The organism is Comamonas sp. 17RB (genome assembly GCF_030056555.1).
GTDB classification, from domain to species: Bacteria; Pseudomonadota; Gammaproteobacteria; order Burkholderiales; family Burkholderiaceae_C; genus Comamonas; species Comamonas terrigena.
The window spans coordinates 29,113-46,491 of the sequence record NZ_JASHHY010000014.1; the positions used below are offsets into that span (position 1 = coordinate 29,113).

16 protein-coding genes and 1 pseudogene are annotated in these 17,379 nt (G+C 67.5%); 8 read left to right on the forward strand and 9 right to left on the reverse strand.

All coding sequences use genetic code 11. From position 1 onward, the window contains the following. Positions 1–161 precede the first annotated feature (161 nt). Positions 162–911 (forward strand): annotated as a pseudogene (locus QM470_RS20810) (class I SAM-dependent methyltransferase); the annotation flags it as partial. Positions 912–1,098: 187 nt separating this feature from the next. Here QM470_RS20810 and QM470_RS20815 read toward each other — a convergent pair. Next, positions 1,099–1,992 (reverse strand): AraC family transcriptional regulator, encoded by an 894-nt coding sequence (locus tag QM470_RS20815; protein ID WP_218333291.1) that lies wholly within the window; start codon positions 1,990–1,992, stop codon positions 1,099–1,101. A 65-nt stretch (positions 1,993–2,057) separates the two neighbouring features. On the opposite strand from QM470_RS20815, the gene QM470_RS20820 reads away from it, so the two are divergent. Next, positions 2,058–3,347: an MFS transporter gene (locus QM470_RS20820; RefSeq protein ID WP_283340595.1), complete on the forward strand. Its 1,290-nt coding sequence runs from the start codon at positions 2,058–2,060 to the stop codon at positions 3,345–3,347. A gap of 97 nt (positions 3,348–3,444) precedes the next feature. Here QM470_RS20820 and QM470_RS20825 read toward each other — a convergent pair whose 3' ends face one another. Together QM470_RS20825 and QM470_RS20830 are read right to left on the reverse strand one after the other, a co-directional pair. Then, positions 3,445–4,461: a Bug family tripartite tricarboxylate transporter substrate binding protein gene (locus QM470_RS20825; RefSeq protein WP_283340596.1), complete on the reverse strand. Its 1,017-nt coding sequence runs from the start codon at positions 4,459–4,461 to the stop codon at positions 3,445–3,447. A 66-nt stretch (positions 4,462–4,527) separates the two neighbouring features. Further along, the gene (locus tag QM470_RS20830) at positions 4,528–5,736 is read right to left on the reverse strand and encodes a CaiB/BaiF CoA transferase family protein (RefSeq protein ID WP_283340597.1); all 1,209 of its coding nucleotides are present in this window, start codon (positions 5,734–5,736) and stop codon (positions 4,528–4,530) included. A gap of 122 nt (positions 5,737–5,858) precedes the next feature. On the opposite strand from QM470_RS20830, the gene QM470_RS20835 reads away from it, so the two are divergent. Both QM470_RS20835 and QM470_RS20840 read left to right on the forward strand, forming a co-directional pair. Next, the gene (locus QM470_RS20835; RefSeq protein ID WP_283340598.1) at positions 5,859–6,758 is read left to right on the forward strand and encodes a LysR family transcriptional regulator; all 900 of its coding nucleotides are present in this window, start codon (positions 5,859–5,861) and stop codon (positions 6,756–6,758) included. Positions 6,759–6,878: 120 nt separating this feature from the next. Next, entirely contained in the window at positions 6,879–7,661 is a 783-nt protein-coding gene (locus QM470_RS20840; RefSeq protein WP_280024263.1) for a class II aldolase/adducin family protein, read from the forward strand. A gap of 119 nt (positions 7,662–7,780) precedes the next feature. Here the strand turns inward: QM470_RS20840 and QM470_RS20845 are convergent, their stop codons facing one another. Together QM470_RS20845 and QM470_RS20850 are read right to left on the reverse strand one after the other, a co-directional pair. Next, entirely contained in the window at positions 7,781–9,193 is a 1,413-nt protein-coding gene (locus QM470_RS20845) for an FAD-binding oxidoreductase (protein ID WP_283340599.1), read from the reverse strand. A gap of 160 nt (positions 9,194–9,353) precedes the next feature. Further along, on the reverse strand, positions 9,354–9,725 hold the full coding sequence (locus tag QM470_RS20850; protein ID WP_280013014.1) for an EF-hand domain-containing protein: 372 nt from the start codon (positions 9,723–9,725) through the stop codon (positions 9,354–9,356). 165 nt (positions 9,726–9,890) lie between these two features. Here QM470_RS20850 and QM470_RS20855 point away from each other — a divergent pair, with 165 nt between their 5' ends. Further along, positions 9,891–10,460, forward strand: coding sequence for a cob(I)yrinic acid a,c-diamide adenosyltransferase (locus QM470_RS20855; protein ID WP_280013017.1), 570 nt, complete (start codon positions 9,891–9,893; stop codon positions 10,458–10,460). Between the two features lie 139 nt (positions 10,461–10,599). After that, complete coding sequence (locus tag QM470_RS20860; RefSeq protein ID WP_283340600.1) at positions 10,600–11,505, forward strand: LysR substrate-binding domain-containing protein; 906 nt, start codon at positions 10,600–10,602, stop codon at positions 11,503–11,505. Positions 11,506–11,543: 38 nt separating this feature from the next. On the opposite strand, the gene QM470_RS20865 is transcribed toward QM470_RS20860, so the two are convergent. After that, entirely contained in the window at positions 11,544–12,764 is a 1,221-nt protein-coding gene (locus QM470_RS20865) for a D-amino acid dehydrogenase (protein ID WP_283340647.1), read from the reverse strand. 289 nt (positions 12,765–13,053) lie between these two features. Between QM470_RS20865 and QM470_RS20870 the strand changes: the two genes are divergently transcribed. Further along, a complete protein-coding gene (locus tag QM470_RS20870; protein ID WP_218333297.1) occupies positions 13,054–13,935 on the forward strand; it encodes an amino acid ABC transporter substrate-binding protein in 882 nt (293 codons plus the stop codon). A 17-nt stretch (positions 13,936–13,952) separates the two neighbouring features. Further along, positions 13,953–14,693 carry an aspartate/glutamate racemase family protein gene (locus QM470_RS20875; RefSeq protein WP_279998825.1) on the forward strand — a complete coding sequence of 247 codons (741 nt, stop codon included), beginning with the start codon at positions 13,953–13,955 and terminating at the stop codon, positions 14,691–14,693. A gap of 80 nt (positions 14,694–14,773) precedes the next feature. On the opposite strand, the gene QM470_RS20880 is transcribed toward QM470_RS20875, so the two are convergent. The 3 genes from QM470_RS20880 to QM470_RS20890 form a co-directional block, all read right to left on the reverse strand. Continuing rightward, complete coding sequence (locus tag QM470_RS20880; RefSeq protein WP_283340601.1) at positions 14,774–15,199, reverse strand: hotdog fold thioesterase; 426 nt, start codon at positions 15,197–15,199, stop codon at positions 14,774–14,776. A 97-nt stretch (positions 15,200–15,296) separates the two neighbouring features. Beyond that, positions 15,297–16,676 carry a sensor histidine kinase gene (locus tag QM470_RS20885; RefSeq protein ID WP_283340602.1) on the reverse strand — a complete coding sequence of 460 codons (1,380 nt, stop codon included), beginning with the start codon at positions 16,674–16,676 and terminating at the stop codon, positions 15,297–15,299. After that, positions 16,673–17,365, reverse strand: coding sequence for a response regulator transcription factor (locus QM470_RS20890; protein ID WP_280013028.1), 693 nt, complete (start codon positions 17,363–17,365; stop codon positions 16,673–16,675). Before QM470_RS20890 ends, QM470_RS20885 begins: the two co-directional genes overlap by 4 nt. Between the last annotated feature and the right edge of the window lie 14 nt (positions 17,366–17,379).

Below are 17,379 nucleotides of genomic sequence, written 5' to 3' on the forward strand. Positions count from 1 at the left end.
CACCGCAAGCGGCGGTGCAGCAGCCGGAGCGTAGAGAATGCAACGGTCGCCACGCCCGGAGGGCGCTGGAGCGCCTTGCAGAGGAGGCGGGAGCCGATGCAAGGCGGCTGTCTGTTGCTATCCTGTGCTGTTACCAATTTCTACCTTTTGCTGTTGCATCCATGCCTGCTTTTCTTCCATTTCTCGCGCGGAGCTGGCCCTTGCCGGCCCTGCTGGCCTGGGCCGCAAGTTGGGCGGCCTTTGTGGCACTGGGGCGGGTGTTGCCGGTCTGGCTGGCGCTGTGCGTGGGCTGTGCCGTGGGCACGGTGGCCAGCCTGTGGGGCCACAGCTGGTGGCGCCGCTGCATGATTGCGCTGGGCTTTCCGCTGTCGCTGGCGGTGGTCGGCGTGGTGGGCTTGCCCGCCTGGGCCTGGCTGGTGCCGCTGGTGTTGCTGCTGCTGGTCTATCCGCTCAATGCCTGGCGGGATGCGCCGGTGTTCCCCACGCCGGCGGGCGCGCTGGATGCCTTGCCGCAGCATGTGCCGCTGCCCGATGGCGCCCTGGTGCTGGATGCCGGCTGCGGCATGGGCGACGGCCTGCAGGCACTGCGTGCCGCCTATCCCCGGGCGCAGCTGGAGGGGCTGGAGTGGAGCTGGCCGCTGCGCTGCGTGAGCGCGCTGCGCTGCCCCTGGGCCAAGGTGCGCCGTGGCGACATCTGGGCCGAGGACTGGGGCGCCTACGACATGGTCTACCTGTTCCAGCGGCCCGAAAGCATGTCCCGTGCCGCGCTCAAGGCCGAGGGCGAGATGTACTCGGGCAGCTGGCTGGTGAGCCTGGATTTCGCCGTGCCGGATGTGGAGGCACGTGTATCGCTGCCCGCCGCAGGCCATACGCTGCACATTTACCAGCTGCCGCTGTGGCCGGATGCCGCAGAGACCGTGCAGCAGGCGCTGGATGCGCACCCGCCCTCACCGGAGGAGCAGGCCTGGAGCGCCATCTACCCGCACCGCCAGCCCCCGCGGATCAAGCACCGTCCGCCCCCACCGCCCCCGCAGCGCAACCGCTGGGGGCTGCGCAAATAAGCGGTCCGACCGGCTAAGCGGGCCGGCGGCCCTTGGGTCAAAGTCCGCCGTCTTCCTGGCCGCTGTGCAGGCCGAAAAAGCGTGCCGGGGCCATGCCCATGGTGCGCTTGACCATGGCGCTGAAGGCACTGGGGCCATAGCCCAGCGAGGTGGCAATGTGCTGGATGGAATGCTGGCGTGCCGCCATGGCCACGGCCTTGGTCAGCACCACCTGCTGGCGCCATTGGGTGAAGGTGCACTCCAGCTCCTGGCGGAACAGCCGCGCCACGGTGCGCGGGCTGGCGCCGGTGTCGCGCGCCCAGTCTTCCAGCGTGGCGTAGCGCGTGGGGTCGGCCAGCACGGCCTCGCACAGGCCGCGCAGGCGCTTGTCCTGCGGCAGGTTCACCCCCAGCTGCACGGCGCTGGCGCGGCGCAGCTCGTCCAGCAGCAGGGCGCTCAGATGGTGCTCGCGCGCACGGTCCTGCGGGCTGAGCTGCAGGCGGTCGTCGGGCAGGGTGGGCAGCTCGCGCACCACGGCGCGCAGCAGGTCCGAGGCATTGAGCACGCGGCACTGGCGCCAGGCCGCTTCCTCCTGGCGGCTGACGCCGGGCCCGCAGCGACCGTCGGGCTGGTAGAAGTACAGCGTGCGCAGGTCCGCATCGCCCACCATGGTGACGGCATGCTCCATGTCGGGCGGCACCCACAGCGCGCGGGAGGGCGGCACGATGTACGTGCCTTGCGCCACCGTCAGGCGGATGGTGCCGGTGGTGGAAATGGCCAGCTGCGCCCAGGGGTGGCGGTGGGGCTTGACCTGGGTGTCCCCCGCCAGCCAGCGGCACTTGGCGCGCACCGGCCGCTGTACCGTGGGCACATAGAGATGGGGCGTGAGCGTTTCCACATAGGCAGACGCTTTGCCGGCGCGCAGCGGCGCCGTGGGGGCAATGCTTGGCATGTTGGCGACAGAAGTTGGCTGGCTATCGTAATGCGGACGCGGCCCCTTTGCCTAAGATCACCCCTATGACTGCCACTGCCACCTCTTCCGCCACGCCGCCGGCCGCCGACCTGCGCCAGGATGCCCGCACCATAGGCCTGATTGGCCTGGCCCATGGGTCCTCGCACTTTTTCCACCTGCTGCTGCCGCCGCTGTTTCCCTGGCTGATTGCCGACTTCGGCTACAGCTATTCGGAGCTGGGGGTGATGGTGTCGCTGTTCTTCATCGTCTCCGGCACCGGGCAGATGCTGTCCGGCTTTCTGGTGGACCGGGTGGGCGCCCGCCCGGTGCTGTTTGCCGCGCTGGGCAGCTTTGTCGTGGCCGGGGTGGTTGCCAGCACGGCGCAGAACTACGCCATGCTGCTGCTGGCCTCGCTGTTTGCGGGCCTGGGCAATGCGCCCTTCCACCCGGTGGACTTCACCATCCTGAACAAGCGGGTCTCACCCCAGCGCATCGGCCACGCGTTCTCCATGCACGGCCTGTCGGGCAACATCGGCTGGGCCACCGCACCGGTGTTCATGGCCGGCATCACCACCGCCACCGGATCGTGGCGTGTGGCCTGCCTGTGCGGCGCCGCGCTGGCGGCCGTGGTGCTGGTCATCATGCTGGTCAACCGCCGCTGGCTGGACGACCGCGATCCTGCGGCCATCGGCAACCAGTCCAAGCCCGCCGCCACCCAGGCCGCTGCGGCCGCCAAGCCGGAACACGCCATGGCCTTCCTGAAGCTGCCATCGGTGTGGCTGTGCTTCTCGTTCTTCTTCTGGAGCACCTGCGCCATGAGCGCCATCCAGAACTTCGCCAGCCCCTCGCTGCGCGCCGTCTACGGCCTGCCGCTGAGCGTGACCGCATTGATCGTCACCGGCTACATGCTGTGCGGCGCCCTGGGCATGCTGATTGGCGGCTTTCTGGTGGGCCGCGTGCAGCGGCTGGAGAAGGTGATTTCGATCTGCATGCTGGGCTCGGCCCTGCTGCTGGCGCTGGTGGGCACGGGCTGGCTGCCGGGCATGGGCGCGGTGGTGGTGGCCTCGATTGCCGGTCTGGGCACGGGGCTGGCTGGCCCCTCGCGCGACATGCTGATCAAGCGTGCGGCCCCTGAAGGCGCCACCGGCCGGGTCTACGGCACCGTGTATTCGGGCCTGGACCTGGGCTTTTGCGTGGCCGCACCGGTGTTTGGCTGGATGCTGGACCACCACATGTACCTGGGCATCTTCTTCGGATCGGCCACGGCCCTGGCACTGAGCGTGGTCTCGGCCCTGGTAGTGGGCGATGGCGTGCACAAGCGCAAGCAGGGCGCGGTGGCCGCGCGCGCCGCCTGAATGCGCGGGGAGCGTACGGCACCATGAAAAAGGGAGCGCTTGCAGCGCTCCCTTTTTTTGTGTCATGGGCGGCGGCCCATGCGGCCTGTCCAGCGGCTTATTGCGCGCTGATGCCCTTGTCGTTGGCGATCTTGCTCCAGCGGGCAAAGTCGGTAGCCAGGCGGGTCTTCATGGTGGCACCGTCCTGGTAGCGGGCGATGGCGCCGGCGGCCTGCATCTTGTGCTGCAGCGCCGGGTCGGCGAGCACCACCTTCAGTTCCTTGTTCAGGCGGTCCACCACGGCCTGGGGCGTGCCCAGCGGGGCCACCAGGCCGCCCCAGGTGTCGGCATCGAAACCGGGGAAGCCTTGCTCGGCCACCGACTTCACGCCGGGCAGCAGCAGCTTGGCCTGGTTGGAGCTGACGGCGATCGCACGCAGCTTGCCGGCCTGGATGTGGGGCAGGGCGGCGACCACATCGGCAAACATCACCGGGATCTGGCCGCCGATCAGGTCGGTCACTGCCGGGGCACTGCCGCGGTAGGCCACGTGCTGCATGTCGAAGCCGCCCAGGTCCTTGAGCTGCTCCATCGACAGGTGGCCGAAGCTCCCGGTGCCCGAGCTGGTGTAGTTCAGCGAAGGCTGGGCCTTCTTGGCGTAGGCGATCAGGCTGGGCAGGTCCTTCACATCGGGCAGCACGCGCGGGTTGACGATGATGGCCATGGGCAGGTCGTACACCGTGGCCACGGGCAGGAAGTCCTTGCGCACGTCGTACAGATTGTTCTTGAACAGCACCGGCGCCAGCAGCGCGGGCATGCCGAACATGGACAGGGTGTAGCCGTCGGCGGGCGACTTGATGAAGCTGGCCGTGCCGATGGAGCCCGAGGCGCCGGCGCGGTTTTCGATGATCACGTTCTGGCCCAGGCGCTCGGACAGGCTCTGGGCCACCAGGCGGGCGGCCGTGTCAGTGGGGCCGCCGGGCGGGAAGGCCACGACCAGCTTGATCAGCTTGTCAGGCCAGGCGCCGGCGGCCTGTGCCGGGGCCATCAGGCCGCCGGCCAGGGCTGCGCCGCAGGCCAGCAGGGCGCTGCGGCGGGTGAAGGAGGAAGCAGGGGTGCGCGAAGGATTGCGTTGCATGGTTTGTCTCCAGAAGGCAAGCAGGGGGGATGTTGGTCTTATAGGGAAAAGAAAGCGGAACCGGTGTCAGAGCACCTGCTGTGCACGCATTGCGGCCACGGCCTCCGGGGACATGCCCAGCAGCTCGTGCAGCACCTCGTCGGTGTGCTGACCCAGGTGGGGCGGCGGGCGGCGCACCGGCAGGCGCTGGCCGTCCATGGCATAGGGGGGCGCCAGCACGGCCTGGGGGCCGGCTTCGCTGTCGTCGAAATGGTGCAGCAGGCCGGCTTCCTGGGTGCGATCGGACTGCAGGGCGTCCAGCAGGCCGAACACTTCGCCGCAGGGGATCTGCGCGGCGCGCAGCCTGTCCAGCAGCTCGGCGCGGCTGAAGCGCAGCAGCGCGGCTTCGATCAAGGGCATCAAGGTGGTGCGGTGGGCGGAGCGGGCCACATTGGTGGCAAAGCGCTCGTCGGTGGCCCATTCGGGTCGGTTGATCACTTCGTGGCAGAAGCGCACGAACTGGCCGTTGTTGCCCACGGTGATGACCAGCGGGCCGTCGGCTGCCTCGAACACGCCATAGGGCACGATGGAGGGGTGGGCATTGCCGAACTTGGGGGGATCGCCGGCCTTGAGCAGCGCTTCCATGCCGTAGTAGCTGGTGATCATCAGCCCGCAGTCGTACAGCGCCATCTGCACATGGCGGCCCGTGCCGGTGCGTTCGCGCTCCAGCAGTGCGGCCAGAATGGCCTGGGCCGAGTACATGCCGGTGAACATGTCCACGGCGGCCACGCCAAATTTCAGCGGACCCTGGCCGGCCTCGCCGTTCATGGCCATGATGCCGCTCTCGCCCTGCACCACCAGGTCGTAGCCGGGGCGCTGGGCCTCGCCGCCGCTGCGGCTGTAGCCGGAAATCGAGCAGTACACCAGGCGCGGATTCAGGGCAGACAGCTGTTCGTAGCCCAGGCCCAGTTTCTCGGCGCCGCCGACCTTGAAGTTCTGCACCACCACGTCGCACTGTGCGGCCAGCTCACGGGCCACCTGCAGACCGGCTTCGGACTGCAGGTCCAGCGTGATGGAGCGCTTGTTGCGGTTGGCGCTGTTGAAGTACGAGGTGTTGCGCGTGCCCACGCGCACACCCCAGTCGCGGGTGTCGTCGCCGCGGGCCGGGTGTTCGACCTTGATCACATCGGCGCCGAAGTCGGCCAGGGCCATGGCACACATGGGACCGGCCAGCACGCGCGACAGGTCCAGCACGCGGATGCCGGCCAGCGGTTGGAGGGGGGAGGAGTTGTTCATGCCTGCTTGTCTCATCGCCCGGGGTGCGGGCGGCAGATGGTTCAAGCCGCTGATTTTCAATATGTTTAATTATTTTGACAATTGTGCTGATAATTGAAATGTATGTTGATTGAAAGTTGACAATGGACGTGAACGCCCTGGGCCTGCTGGTGGAAATCATCGATGCCGGCAACCTGAGCCGCGCAGCCGCCCGCCTGGGCATGAGCCGTGCCAATGTGAGCCACCGGCTGAGCCAGTTCGAGCGCGATCTGGGGCAGCAGCTGCTGCGCCGCACCACCCGCCAGATCGAGCCCACGGAGCTGGGCCGGCGCCTGTATGAACATGGCCGCAGCATCCGCCACGAGCTGCTGTCGGCCGATGAATCGGTGGCCGCACTGGGCCAGGCGCTGCAGGGCCGGGTGCGGCTGAGCGTGCCCAGCGGCTATGGCCAGCTGACCATGGCCGGCTGGCTGACCGATTTCATGCGCAGCTACCCCGGCATTGCGCTGGAGGTGATCTTCGACAACGCCATCGAAGACCTGATGGACGACCGCGTGGACTGTGCCGTGCGGGTGATGAACGATCCGCCCGAGCACCTGGTGGCACGCCACCTGGGGCCGGTGCAGTACGTGGCCTGCGCCACGCCGGCCTGCATGGCGCAGTGGGGCCAGCCACAGACCCTGCAGGCGCTGCTGCGCCTGCCCCTGATCGCCTCGGGCCTGACAGAGCAGAAGCTGCGCATGGCCGGCCTGCAGACCCTGGGCCAGGGCGATGCCGCCCTGGCCATGCGCCTGGTCTCGCCCAACTTCTACTTTCTGCGCGAAGCCCTGCTGCAAGGCCTGGGCGTGGGCCTGGTGCCGGACTACATGGTGCGCGAATCCATTGCGCAGGGGGCGCTGCAGGCGCTGGCGCTGCCCGCCGGCAGCCTGGACTTCCTGGCCACGCACAAATACCTGCTGTACATGCCCACGCGCTTCCAGACGCGTGCCATTCAGACCTTGACCGAGTACCTGCACGAACGCGCGCTGGCCGAAGCGGTGTGAGGGGTGGGCGGTGTGGACGGTGCCGGCGGGTCGGGACATGCCCGCATGTGTCCGCTGCGGCACAGACAGCGCCTGGCGCGCTGCCTAGAGTGGTGCGCACAACCACCAGGAGACACCCCCATGAGCCAACCCCTTCCCGCATCCCCGGACATCCCCAGCGTGCAGCATCTGGTCAGCCCCGCAGAGTGGCAACTGCGCGTCGATCTGGCCGCCTGCTACCGGCTGGTGGCGCTGTATGGCTGGAGCGATCTGGTCTTCACCCACATCAGCGCACGTCTGCCGGGGCCGGAGCACCACTTTCTGATCAACCCCTATGGGCTGATGTTCGACGAGATCACCGCCTCCTCGCTGGTGAAGGTGGACATGCAGTGCAACAAGCTGATGGATTCCCCCTACCCGGTGAACCCGGCCGGCTTTGTGATCCACAGCGCCGTGCATGCCGCGCGCGACGACGTGCAGTGCGTGCTGCACACCCACACGCGTGCCGGCGTGGCGGTGAGTGCGCAGAAGCACGGCGTGCTGCCCATCAGCCAGCAAAGCACGTTCGTACTGGCCTCGCTGGCCTACCACGACTACGAAGGCGTGGCCTTCCGCGACGACGAGAAGCCGCGCCTGCAGGCCGACATGGGCCGCGCCAATTTTCTGATGCTGCGCAACCACGGCCTGCTGACCTGCGGGCGCAGCATTGCCGATGCCTTTCTGTCGATGTACACCTTCGAGGCGGCGTGCAAGATCCAGGTCGATGCACTGGCCGGCGGCACCGAGCTGACGCAGGTGAATCCGGCCATCGTGCAGGGCGTGTCCCAGGCCTCCCGGGTGCAGACCGGGGGCATGGGCGGGGCGTTTGTCTGGCCGTCGCTGCTGCGCAAGCTGGACCGCGAATCGCCGGGCTACCGCAGCTGAGGCCGGTGGCCGCACGGTCTTCTCCAGCAGGGTGAAGACCGGACGCAAAAAAGGCCTGCCATGCACGCCAGTGCAGGGCAGGCCCTGGTGGCCCCGGTGGGACGGGCGCAGCGCCGGGCTTACAGCGTGAAGATCTTGCCCGGGTTCAGGATGTTCTTGGGGTCCAGCGCCTGCTTGATGGCCGCCATCATGGCAATGGCGCCGTCGCCGCATTCCTCGCGCAGAAAGTCCTGCTTGTGGATGCCGATGCCGTGCTCGCCGGTGCAGGTGCCTTCCATGGCAATCGCACGGCGCACCAGGGCATGGTTCAGCGCTTCGGCGCGGTGGCGCTCGTCGGCGTTGTCGGGGTCGATCAGGTAGCCGAAGTGGAAGTTGCCGTCACCCACGTGGCCCACCAGGAAGTAGGGGATGCCGCTGGCGTTGACTTCGTCGATGGACTCCAGCAGACAGTCGGCCAGGCGGCTGATGGGCACACAGGTGTCGGTGGTGATGGAGCGGCAGCCCGGGCGGCTCTGGATGCCGGCAAAGTAGGCGTTGTGGCGGGCAGTGAACAGGCGCGTGCGTTCCTCGGGTGTGTCAGCCCATTCAAAGCCCTTGGCGTCGAATTCGGCTGCAATGTCCTGCACCAACTCGGCTTGTTCCTTCACGCCGTTGGGGGAGCCGTGGAACTCCATCAGCAGCATCGGTTCCTCGCGCAGCGTGAGGTTGCTGTGCTTGTTGACCATGGCCACGGTGGCGGCGTCCACCAGCTCTACGCGGGCAATCGGCACGCCCATCTGGATGGTCTGGATCACGGTGTGCACGGCGTCGGCAATCGTGGGGAAGGAGCACACGGCGGCGCTCACCGCTTCGGGCAGCGGGAACAGGCGCAGCGTGATCTCGGTGAAGATGCCCAGCGTGCCTTCGCTGCCCACCATCAGACGGGTCAGGTCGTAGCCGGCGGCGCTTTTCTTGGCGCGGTTGCCGGTACGGATGATCCGGCCCTGTGCGGTCACCACTTCCAGGGCCAGCACGTTTTCGCGCATGGTGCCGTAGCGCACGGCATTGGTGCCGCTGGCGCGGGTCGACGTCATGCCGCCAATGGAGGCATCGGCACCGGGGTCGATGGGGAAGAACAGGCCCTGGTCCTTGATGGCGTCGTTCAGCTGCTTGCGCAGGATGCCGGGCTGCACCGTGACGGTCATGTCTTCGGCGTTGACGCGCAGCACCTGGTTCATGCGGCTCACGTCGATGCTGATGCCGCCCTGCACCGCCAGCAGATGGCCTTCCAGCGAGGAGCCGGCGCCATAGGCGATCACCGGCACCTCGTACTGGTCGGCCAGCTGCACGGCATCGGCCACGTCCTGCGTGCTCTCGGCATAGACCACGGCGGCGGGGGGCGGTGCCTGGATGGAGCCCTCATCACGGCCATGCTGTTCGCGCACCGCCTGGGCGGTGGAGCAGCGGCTGCCGAAACGTGCGGCCAGTGCATCCAGAAAGGCTTGCGGGATGGCACGGGGTTGCAGGTGGAGGGCGGCGGTGGGGGCGTTCATAAGGGACTCCAAGAGGGGCCAAAAGAATACCACCCGGGTGCGGCCCTGTCTGCCACTGCGGCATCGCCAGACCGCGTGTTGGGCGGGGGCTGCCATGCCCGCTGGCGGAAGGCCGGAGCGCCCGCGACAGGGCGCTGGCGCGGCCCGCGCGGACCGGGGCTCAGTGTTGCTTCAGGCCGTTGGAGAATTCTTCGCGGGACAGCGAGCCGTTGTGGTCCACATCGAATTGCTGAAAGCGTTCGGCCACGGCGGGAAAGCGCTCGGCTTCGCGCAGGGTGAGCTTGCCGTCGCCATTGGCATCGGCGCGGTCGAAAGCCTGGTCGGCGGTGGGAGCAGCCCGCGGGGTCGCCGGCGCGGCCTGGGCCTGTTGCACGGCTTGGGACGGGGCCGCCTGCTGCGCGGGCGGGGTGGTGACGCTTTGCGCCATGATGGCCTGGGTGCCGCCCATGGTCAGACCGGCAAACAGCACCAGGCTGCGGGCATCGAAACCGTGCAGCACACGGATACGGGACAGGGAACGGGTGGGTTGCATGCGTGCCAACTCCTATTATCAAAACAAGGAGCACATTGCACAGCACTGGCAGGCCGGAAGCCAGCTTTTTTTCCCCTTGTTTCCCGCGTACACATGGGGGTGCAAATGTGTAACGCACAATGCGTGCTGACTTTGTTTTTCCCGCCATTCACCAAGGAGCAGGCCATGGGCAACCGTTTGACACAGATCGCCACCCGAACCGGGGACGACGGCAGCACCGGCCTGGGCGACAACACCCGCGTGTCCAAGAACAGCCTGCGCCCGCATGCCATGGGCGATGTGGACGAGCTCAACTCCCACATCGGCCTGCTGCTGTGCGAGCCGCTGCCGCAGGACGTGCGCGAACTGCTGGGCGATGTGCAGCACCAGCTGTTCAACCTGGGTGGCGAGCTGTCCATGCCCGGCTACGAGCTGCTCAAGGACGATGGGCTGCTGCAGCTCGACAATGCGCTGGCGCAGTACAACGCCCAGCTGCCGCGCCTGGTGGAGTTCATCCTGCCTGCCGGCACGCGCGCTGCCGCGCAGGCCCATGTGTGCCGCACCGTGGCGCGCAGGGCCGAGCGCCAGGTGGTGGCGCTGCAGGAAGTGGAGGCCATGCGCCCCGCCCCGCGCCAGTACCTCAATCGCTTGTCGGACCTGCTGTTCGTGCTGGCGCGTGTGCTCAACCGGATGGATGGCGGCGACGATGTGTACTGGAAGAGCGAACGCCTGGCGCGTCTGGCCGCTGGCGAATGAAGGCCTGCGGAGCGCTGCCGGTCCCCACCGGCAGCCGCTCCCCAGCAACGACGGCCTTGCCGCGGGATGCCGGAGCCCCCGCAGCCAGGCCACCATGGCTTTTGACCGGTGACAAGGCCGACCCAGGAGGTCCAGCAGCATGCGTTTGCGGCATATCGAGGTATTCAACGCGGTCATGCAGACCGGCAGCGTCAGCGCCGCTGCACGGCTGATCAATGTGACGCAGCCGGCGGTCAGCCGCACGCTGCAGCATGCCGAGCTGCAGCTGGGCTTTGCACTGTTCCAGCGGGCACGGGGGCGGCTCACGCCCACGAACGAGGCCCTGGCGCTGTTCCCGCACATCGAGAAACTGTTTGAGCAACTGGACGAGGTGCAGCGCCTGGCGGCCAACCTGCGCCACGGCCAGGCAGCCGACCGGCTGCAGGTGCTGACGGTGTTTGCGCTCAGCCGCGAAGTGCTGCCGCGCGCCGTGGCCGGCTTCCGCCAGAAATACCCGCAGGTGCAGGTGAATGTGCAGGCCTTGCACACGCCCCAGGTGGTGTCGGCCCTGCTGCTGCAGGAGGCCGATGTGGGCTTTGTCATCAGCTCGGTGGGCCAGCCGGCGCTGGAACACGAGACCCTGGCCGAGGTGGACATGCACTGCATCCTGCCCAAAGGCCTGTTGCCCCCGCGCAAGGTGCGCCCCGAAGGCATGGAGCTGGCCGATCTGGCGGATCTGCCGGTGGTGGCGCTGGACGGCAAGGATCCGCTGGGCATGCGCATCAACCAGGCCTGCCGCGAACATGGCGTGGGCCTGTCCCCGGTGGTGACCGTGCAGACCTACCACGCGGCCCTGTCCATGGCCGAATACGGCCTGGGCGCCGCGATTGTGGATGGCTGCACCGCCTCGGCCGCCGACCGCCACAAGGTGCATGTGGTGCCGCTGCTGCCGCGCATCACCGTGGGCATCAACGCACTGCATCTGGCGCAGCGCCCGGGCTCGGTGCTGGCGCGCGCCATGACCCAGGAAATGCGCAAGGCGCTGCGCGAGCTGCTGGGCGATTAGGCGTCGGGCGACGCAGCGAAAGCGGCGCAGCCAGGGCCTCAGGCCTGGGCCAGCTGCTGCACCAGGCGCTGGGCCGAGCCAAAGGCCAACGTCAGCCCCAGCGCCCCATGGCCGGTCTGCAGCCACAGATTGGCCGGGCCGCCCCGGGCGCGGCCGGTGACCGGCAGGCCCGTGGGGGTGGCCGGGCGCATGCCGGTCCAGGGCTGCACATCGCCGGTCTGCGCCAGCTGTGGAAACACCTCGCGGGTGGACTGCTGCAGGCTGGCAATCTTGCCGGCATCCAGCGTGGTATCGCGGCCCACGATCTCCACCATGCCTGCCACGCGCACGCGATCGCCAATGCGGGCGAACACCACCTTGCGCGTGGTGTCGGTCACGCTGACCGTGGGACCGGTGTGCGGTGCCGCCGCGGCGTCGATGGTGATGCTGTAGCCCTTGAGCGGGTACACCGGAACGTGCACGCCCAGCTGGCGTGCCTGCACGGCACTTTCCCAGCCGCTGGCCAGCACAAACTGGTCGGCCGTGATGCGGCCGTTCGACGTGTCCAGTGCGGTGATGCGGCCGCCTTGCACCGCATGGCGGTGGACCTGGGTGCTGAAATGCAGGTCCGCGCCGCGCTGTGCCAGCAAGTGGGCCAGCTGTTCGCAGAGCTTGCGGCAGTCGGCCGCGCTTTCGCTGGGGGTGTAGATGGCGCCGGCCATGCGCGGGGCATAGCTGGCCAGTGCAGGCTCCAGGCGCGCCACTTCGGCAGCATCCACCACCTGCTGCATCGGGCCCGCCAGCGTGGCCTGCAGAGCCACCTGCTGCGCCGCGCCGTCCAGCGCCTGCTGCGTGGGGTAGAGCACCAGCTTGCCCGGTTGGTGGTGGTCGCAGTCCAGGGCCTCGCGCGCCAGCATGGCTTCGAAGGCCAGGCGGCTTTCGGCGGCCAAGGTCAGCAGCGCCCGGGTGCTGTCGGCCGAGGTCCGGGCGTTGCAGGCGCCCAGGAACTGCAGGCCCCAGGACCATTGCCGCGGATCGGCCTGCAGGCGGAATTTGAGCGGAGAGTCCGGCTCCAGCAGCAGCTTGGGCAGCTGTTTCCAGATGCCGGGATCGGCCAGCGGCTGCACATAGGCATAGCTCAGCTGCGCGCCATTGCCGCCGCTGGCCCCCATGGCCGGGCGCTCGGCGCGATCGACCACGGTGACACGGTGCCCTGCCTGTTGCAGGGCATAGGCTGTTGCGAGACCGACGACGCCGGCACCGATGACACACACATGCATTTGGGGCTTCTCCATGGTGGGGAGAACTGTAGGTCTGCCGGGGGGCTGCGTCGCATGGCGTTTTGCACACAGGGTATGCCCTAGTGTTATGGAGTTTTGCGCTTTTGAGGCCCCAGTGCTGCGCCAAAAAAGTGCCTCGTGCACACACTCGATGCATGGCTGCACGGTCTTGGTGAAAACCCTTTGATCCCATAAACACAAGGCATGGATGGACCTGCAATTGGCATCCCTCAAACGGCAGGACAGTTCCTACACTGACCTGCACATTTGCAGCCAACGAGGGAATCACATGCAATTTCGTACCACTTTGCTTTGCGCCGCTCTGGGTCTGGCCAGCCTGGCAACCGCCCACGCCGACACCCTGTCCAAGGCCAAGGAAAACGGTCAGATCACGCTGGCCTACCGCGAGTCTTCGGTGCCCTTCAGCTACCTCAATGGCGGCAAGCCCGTGGGCATCACGGTGGACATCTCCAACGCGATTGCCGACGCCGTGAAGAAGGCCGTGGGCAAGCCCGACCTGAAGGTGAACTGGCAGGCCGTGACCTCGCAGAACCGCATCCCCCTGCTGATGAACGGCACGATCGATGTGGAGTGCGGCTCGACCACCAACAACACCACGCGTGGCAAGGACGTGGACTTCGCCATCAACCACTTCTACACCGGCACGCGTCTGGTGGTGAAGAAGGATTCCGGCATCAAGAACTATGCGGACCTGAAGGGCAAGACCGTGGCCATCACCTCGGGCACGACCAATCTGCAGGTGGTGCGCAAGGCCAATGCCGAGAACAACTGGGGCGCCAACATCGTGATGCCCAAGGACCATGCCGACGCCTTCCTGCTGGTGGAAAGCGGTCGCGCTGCCGCGTTCGCGATGGACGACATCCTGCTGTACGGCCTGATCGCCAACGCCAAGAACGCCAAGGACTTTGAAGTGGTGGGCGATTCGCTGCAGGTCGAGCCCTATGCCTGCATGGTGCGCAAGGACGACCCCGCCTTCAAGAAGCTGGTCGATGGCGTGATCGGCGGCATGATGAAGTCCGGCGAGTTCACCAAGCTGTATGACAAGTGGTTCCTGCAGCCCATTCCCCCCACCGGCACGGCCCTGGGCCTGGCCATGGGCGATGCGCTGAAGAAGAACCTGGTCGAACAGAGCGACAAGCCCGCATTCTGACCATGGTGCCCGGTGTGATGGCTCCGCCGCGTGCGGTGGGTATTCTGGGCGGCATGGGGCCAGCCGCCGGGGCCGATTTTGTGCGCCTGTTCGTGCAGGCGTGCACGGCCTATCTGCACGACCATGGCCAGCCGGTGCGTGACCAGGCATTTCCTGAGCACTGGCTGGTGCAGATGCCGATTCCGGACCGCACCCAGGCCCTGAACGGCACGCCGCCAGGCCCGCAGGACCCGGCACCGCACATGCTGCAAGGCATAGGGCGCCTGGCCGCCCTGGGCGTGCGCAGCGTGGCCGTGGCCTGCAATACGGCCCATGTCTGGCACAGCCAGTTGCAGGGGCTGTTTCCGCAGCTGGCCATCCTGCACATTGCACAGGAAACCGCGGCCCATCTGCAGCGCCAGGGGGCGACCCGGGCCGTGGTGCTGGCCACGGCGGGCACCTACCGCACCGGCCTGTATGACGAGGCCTTGCGGTCCTGCGGCATCGAGCCGCTGGTGCCGGATGCTGCAGGCATCGAGCAGCTCATGCAAGGCATCTACGACGGGGTGAAACAGGGCGATCTGGCGCTGGCCGCGCAGCGCTTCGGCCACGTGCTGGAAGGCATGCGCCAGCAGCATGGCGATGTGCCGGTGATCATGGGCTGCACGGAGATTCCGCTGGCCCTGCCGCAGGCACCCGAAGCCCAGGGCGCCAGCCTGGTCGATCCCGCGTGGATCCTGGCCCAGGCACTGGCCAGGCAAGCCTACGAGGCTGCCTGAAAAACAGGCAGCAGCGCTGGAAAACCGAAAAAATGGCTCCGCGTGCGGAGCCATTTTGGTTGGGGGCCATCGGGTCGGCTTCAGCCCTTCGGCGGCAGGATGGCCATGGTGATGCGCGAGACGCAGGTCAGCTCGCCGGCCTCGTTGACCATATCGATCTGCCAGACCTGGGTGGTGCGGCCGATGTGCACCGGCCTGGCCGTACCCGTGACCCAGCCGCTGGTGGCCGGGCGCAGGTGGTTGGCGTTGATGTCCAGCCCTACGGCCATATGGCCCTCCGGGCAGGCGTTGAAGGCACCGACCGAGCCCAGGGTTTCGGCCAGCACCACGCTGACCCCGCCGTGCAACAGGCCGAAGGGCTGCTTGGTGCGCGCATCCACGGGCACCCGGCCCACCAGGTAGTCGTCGCCCTTTTCGGTGATTTCGATGCCCAGATGGCCCACCGCGCAACTTTCGTTGCGGGCGTTCATCTCTTCCAGGCTGGCTTGCTTCTTCCAGATCGCCATGGTGCGCTGTCTCCTTGTAGCTAGACCGGCATCATGCCGTGGCGCGGCGGGGTGGCGCTGCCTACTGCGTGACAACCATGCGCTGCCGCGCAGGGCCTCATGCCGCTGGCGCGGCCGGCAGCGTCAGGCGCACCTCAAAGCCCGGGTGGAGGTTGGCAAAGCCCAGCTGCCCATCGTGCAGGGCCACGATGGCCTGCACGCTGGACAGGCCCAGGCCATGGCCGGGCTGGCGTTCGTGGGCGCGGAAGAAGCGCTGGGTCAGCTGGTGCAGCCGCTCCGGCGGGACGCCAGGGCCGTTGTCCTGGATGCGCAGCTCCACCATGGCGTCGTGCTGCTGTGCGGTGATGGTGATCTGGCCGCCGGGTTGCTGGCACGCGTATTTCAGCGCGTTTTCCACCAGATTGGCCAAGGCGCTGGCCAGCAGGTCGCCATCGCCCAGTGCCTGGGGCTGGCCGTGCAGCTGTACCGTCATGGTGCATTGCGCATCCTCGGCCACCGGGGCATACAGATCGTCCACTTCGGCCAGCAGGGTGTACAGATCCACGGCGGTGAATTCCTGGCGGCGCATGCCGGATTCCAGCTCGGCAATCTGCAGCAGTTTCTCGAACACCGTGCCCAGGTCCTGCAGCTCCTGCTCGACACGTTCGAGCTGGCGCCGCTGTTCCGGGCCTTCCAGGTAGCGGGCGCTGCGCAGCTGCAGCAGCACGCGGGTCAGCGGCGTGCGCAGATTGTGGGCGATGGTGTTGGAGACATGGCGCACGCCATCCATCAGCTGCTCGACCTGGTCCAGCATCCGGTTGATGTCGTGTGCCAGGCGCGTGAATTCATCGTCCCGCTCGGACAGGGGAATGCGGGCCCCCAGCTCGCCGTTGGCCACCTGCTGCAGGGTGCGCCGTATGCTGGTGGCGCGTGCATCCACCAGGCGCCGGAAGCCCACGCTGCCGGACAGGGCCAGGATCACCACGATCACCACCGCAGACAGGCTGGCGCGCATGAAACGCTGTTCGATATCGCGCAGCGCCTCCATGTCGGAACCCACGACCAGCATGTTGCCGCTGGGCAGCAGCGCCACCGCCACGCGGCCTGTGATGGTGCGGCCGTGGCGCTGCAGCCGCAGCTCGCGCAGGCCTGCGGTCGTCAGGCTGCGTTCGGGCTGGATGCTGGCATTGCCCAGCAGCACGGCGCCGTGGGCATCGGTCAGGATCACGATCTCGGTCTGGCTGTCGACCCCGTCGTTGAGCAGGTTGCGGATCTCCAGCTCCAGCGACGCTTCGCCGTAGTGGCGGGACAGGGTTTCCAGGCGCTTGAGATCCTGCTTGGCCTGCTGGTCCATGCGGTTGCTGAGCACCCCCACCATCTGCACGTAGAAGATGGCCAGCACGACCACCATGGTCAGCAGCAGCAGACCGCCGTAGTACAGCGCCAGGCGAAAGGCGATGGAGCTCCAGGGGCGGCCGATGGAAGACGGCGCGGTCATGCGGTGGGTGCGGTGGTGGACAGGCAGTAGCCGACGCCGCGCACGGTGTGGATCAGGGGCGGGTGGAAGCCCTTGTCCACCTTGTTGCGCAGGCGGCTGATGTGCACGTCGATCACATTGGTCTGCGGGTCGAAGCGGTAGTCCCACACCGACTCCAGCAGCATGGTGCGGGTGACGGTCTGGTCCACATGGCGGGCCAGAAAGGCCAGCAGCCTGAATTCCCGAGGCTGCAGCTGCAAGGTGGTGCCGCCGCGTTCGGCATAGCGGCTGAGCAGATTGAGCCGCAGGTCTGCCACCTCCAGCATGGGGATGGGGGCGGGGGTGTGCACGCGGCGCAGCAGGGCTTCCAGGCGGGCGTGCAGTTCGGAAAAGGCAAAGGGCTTGGTCAGGTAGTCGTCACAGCCGGCCTTCAGGCAGCGCACGCGTTCGTCCGTGGTGGACAGGGCGCTGAGCACCAGCACCGGCGTGGTGTTGCCCATGCCGCGCAGCGCCTGCAGGATTTTCAGGCCGTCGAAGCCGTCGGGCAGCATGCGGTCCAGCACGATGGCATCCCAGTGGCCGGTGACCGCCTGGGTCAGCCCTTCCATGCCATCGTGGCACACACACACCTCGGCCTGCAGCTCGCGCATGCCTTCGGCCAGAAAGCGGGCGTTCTGGGTGTCGTCTTCAATGATCAGGAAACGGGGCATGGCAGTGGTGAAGT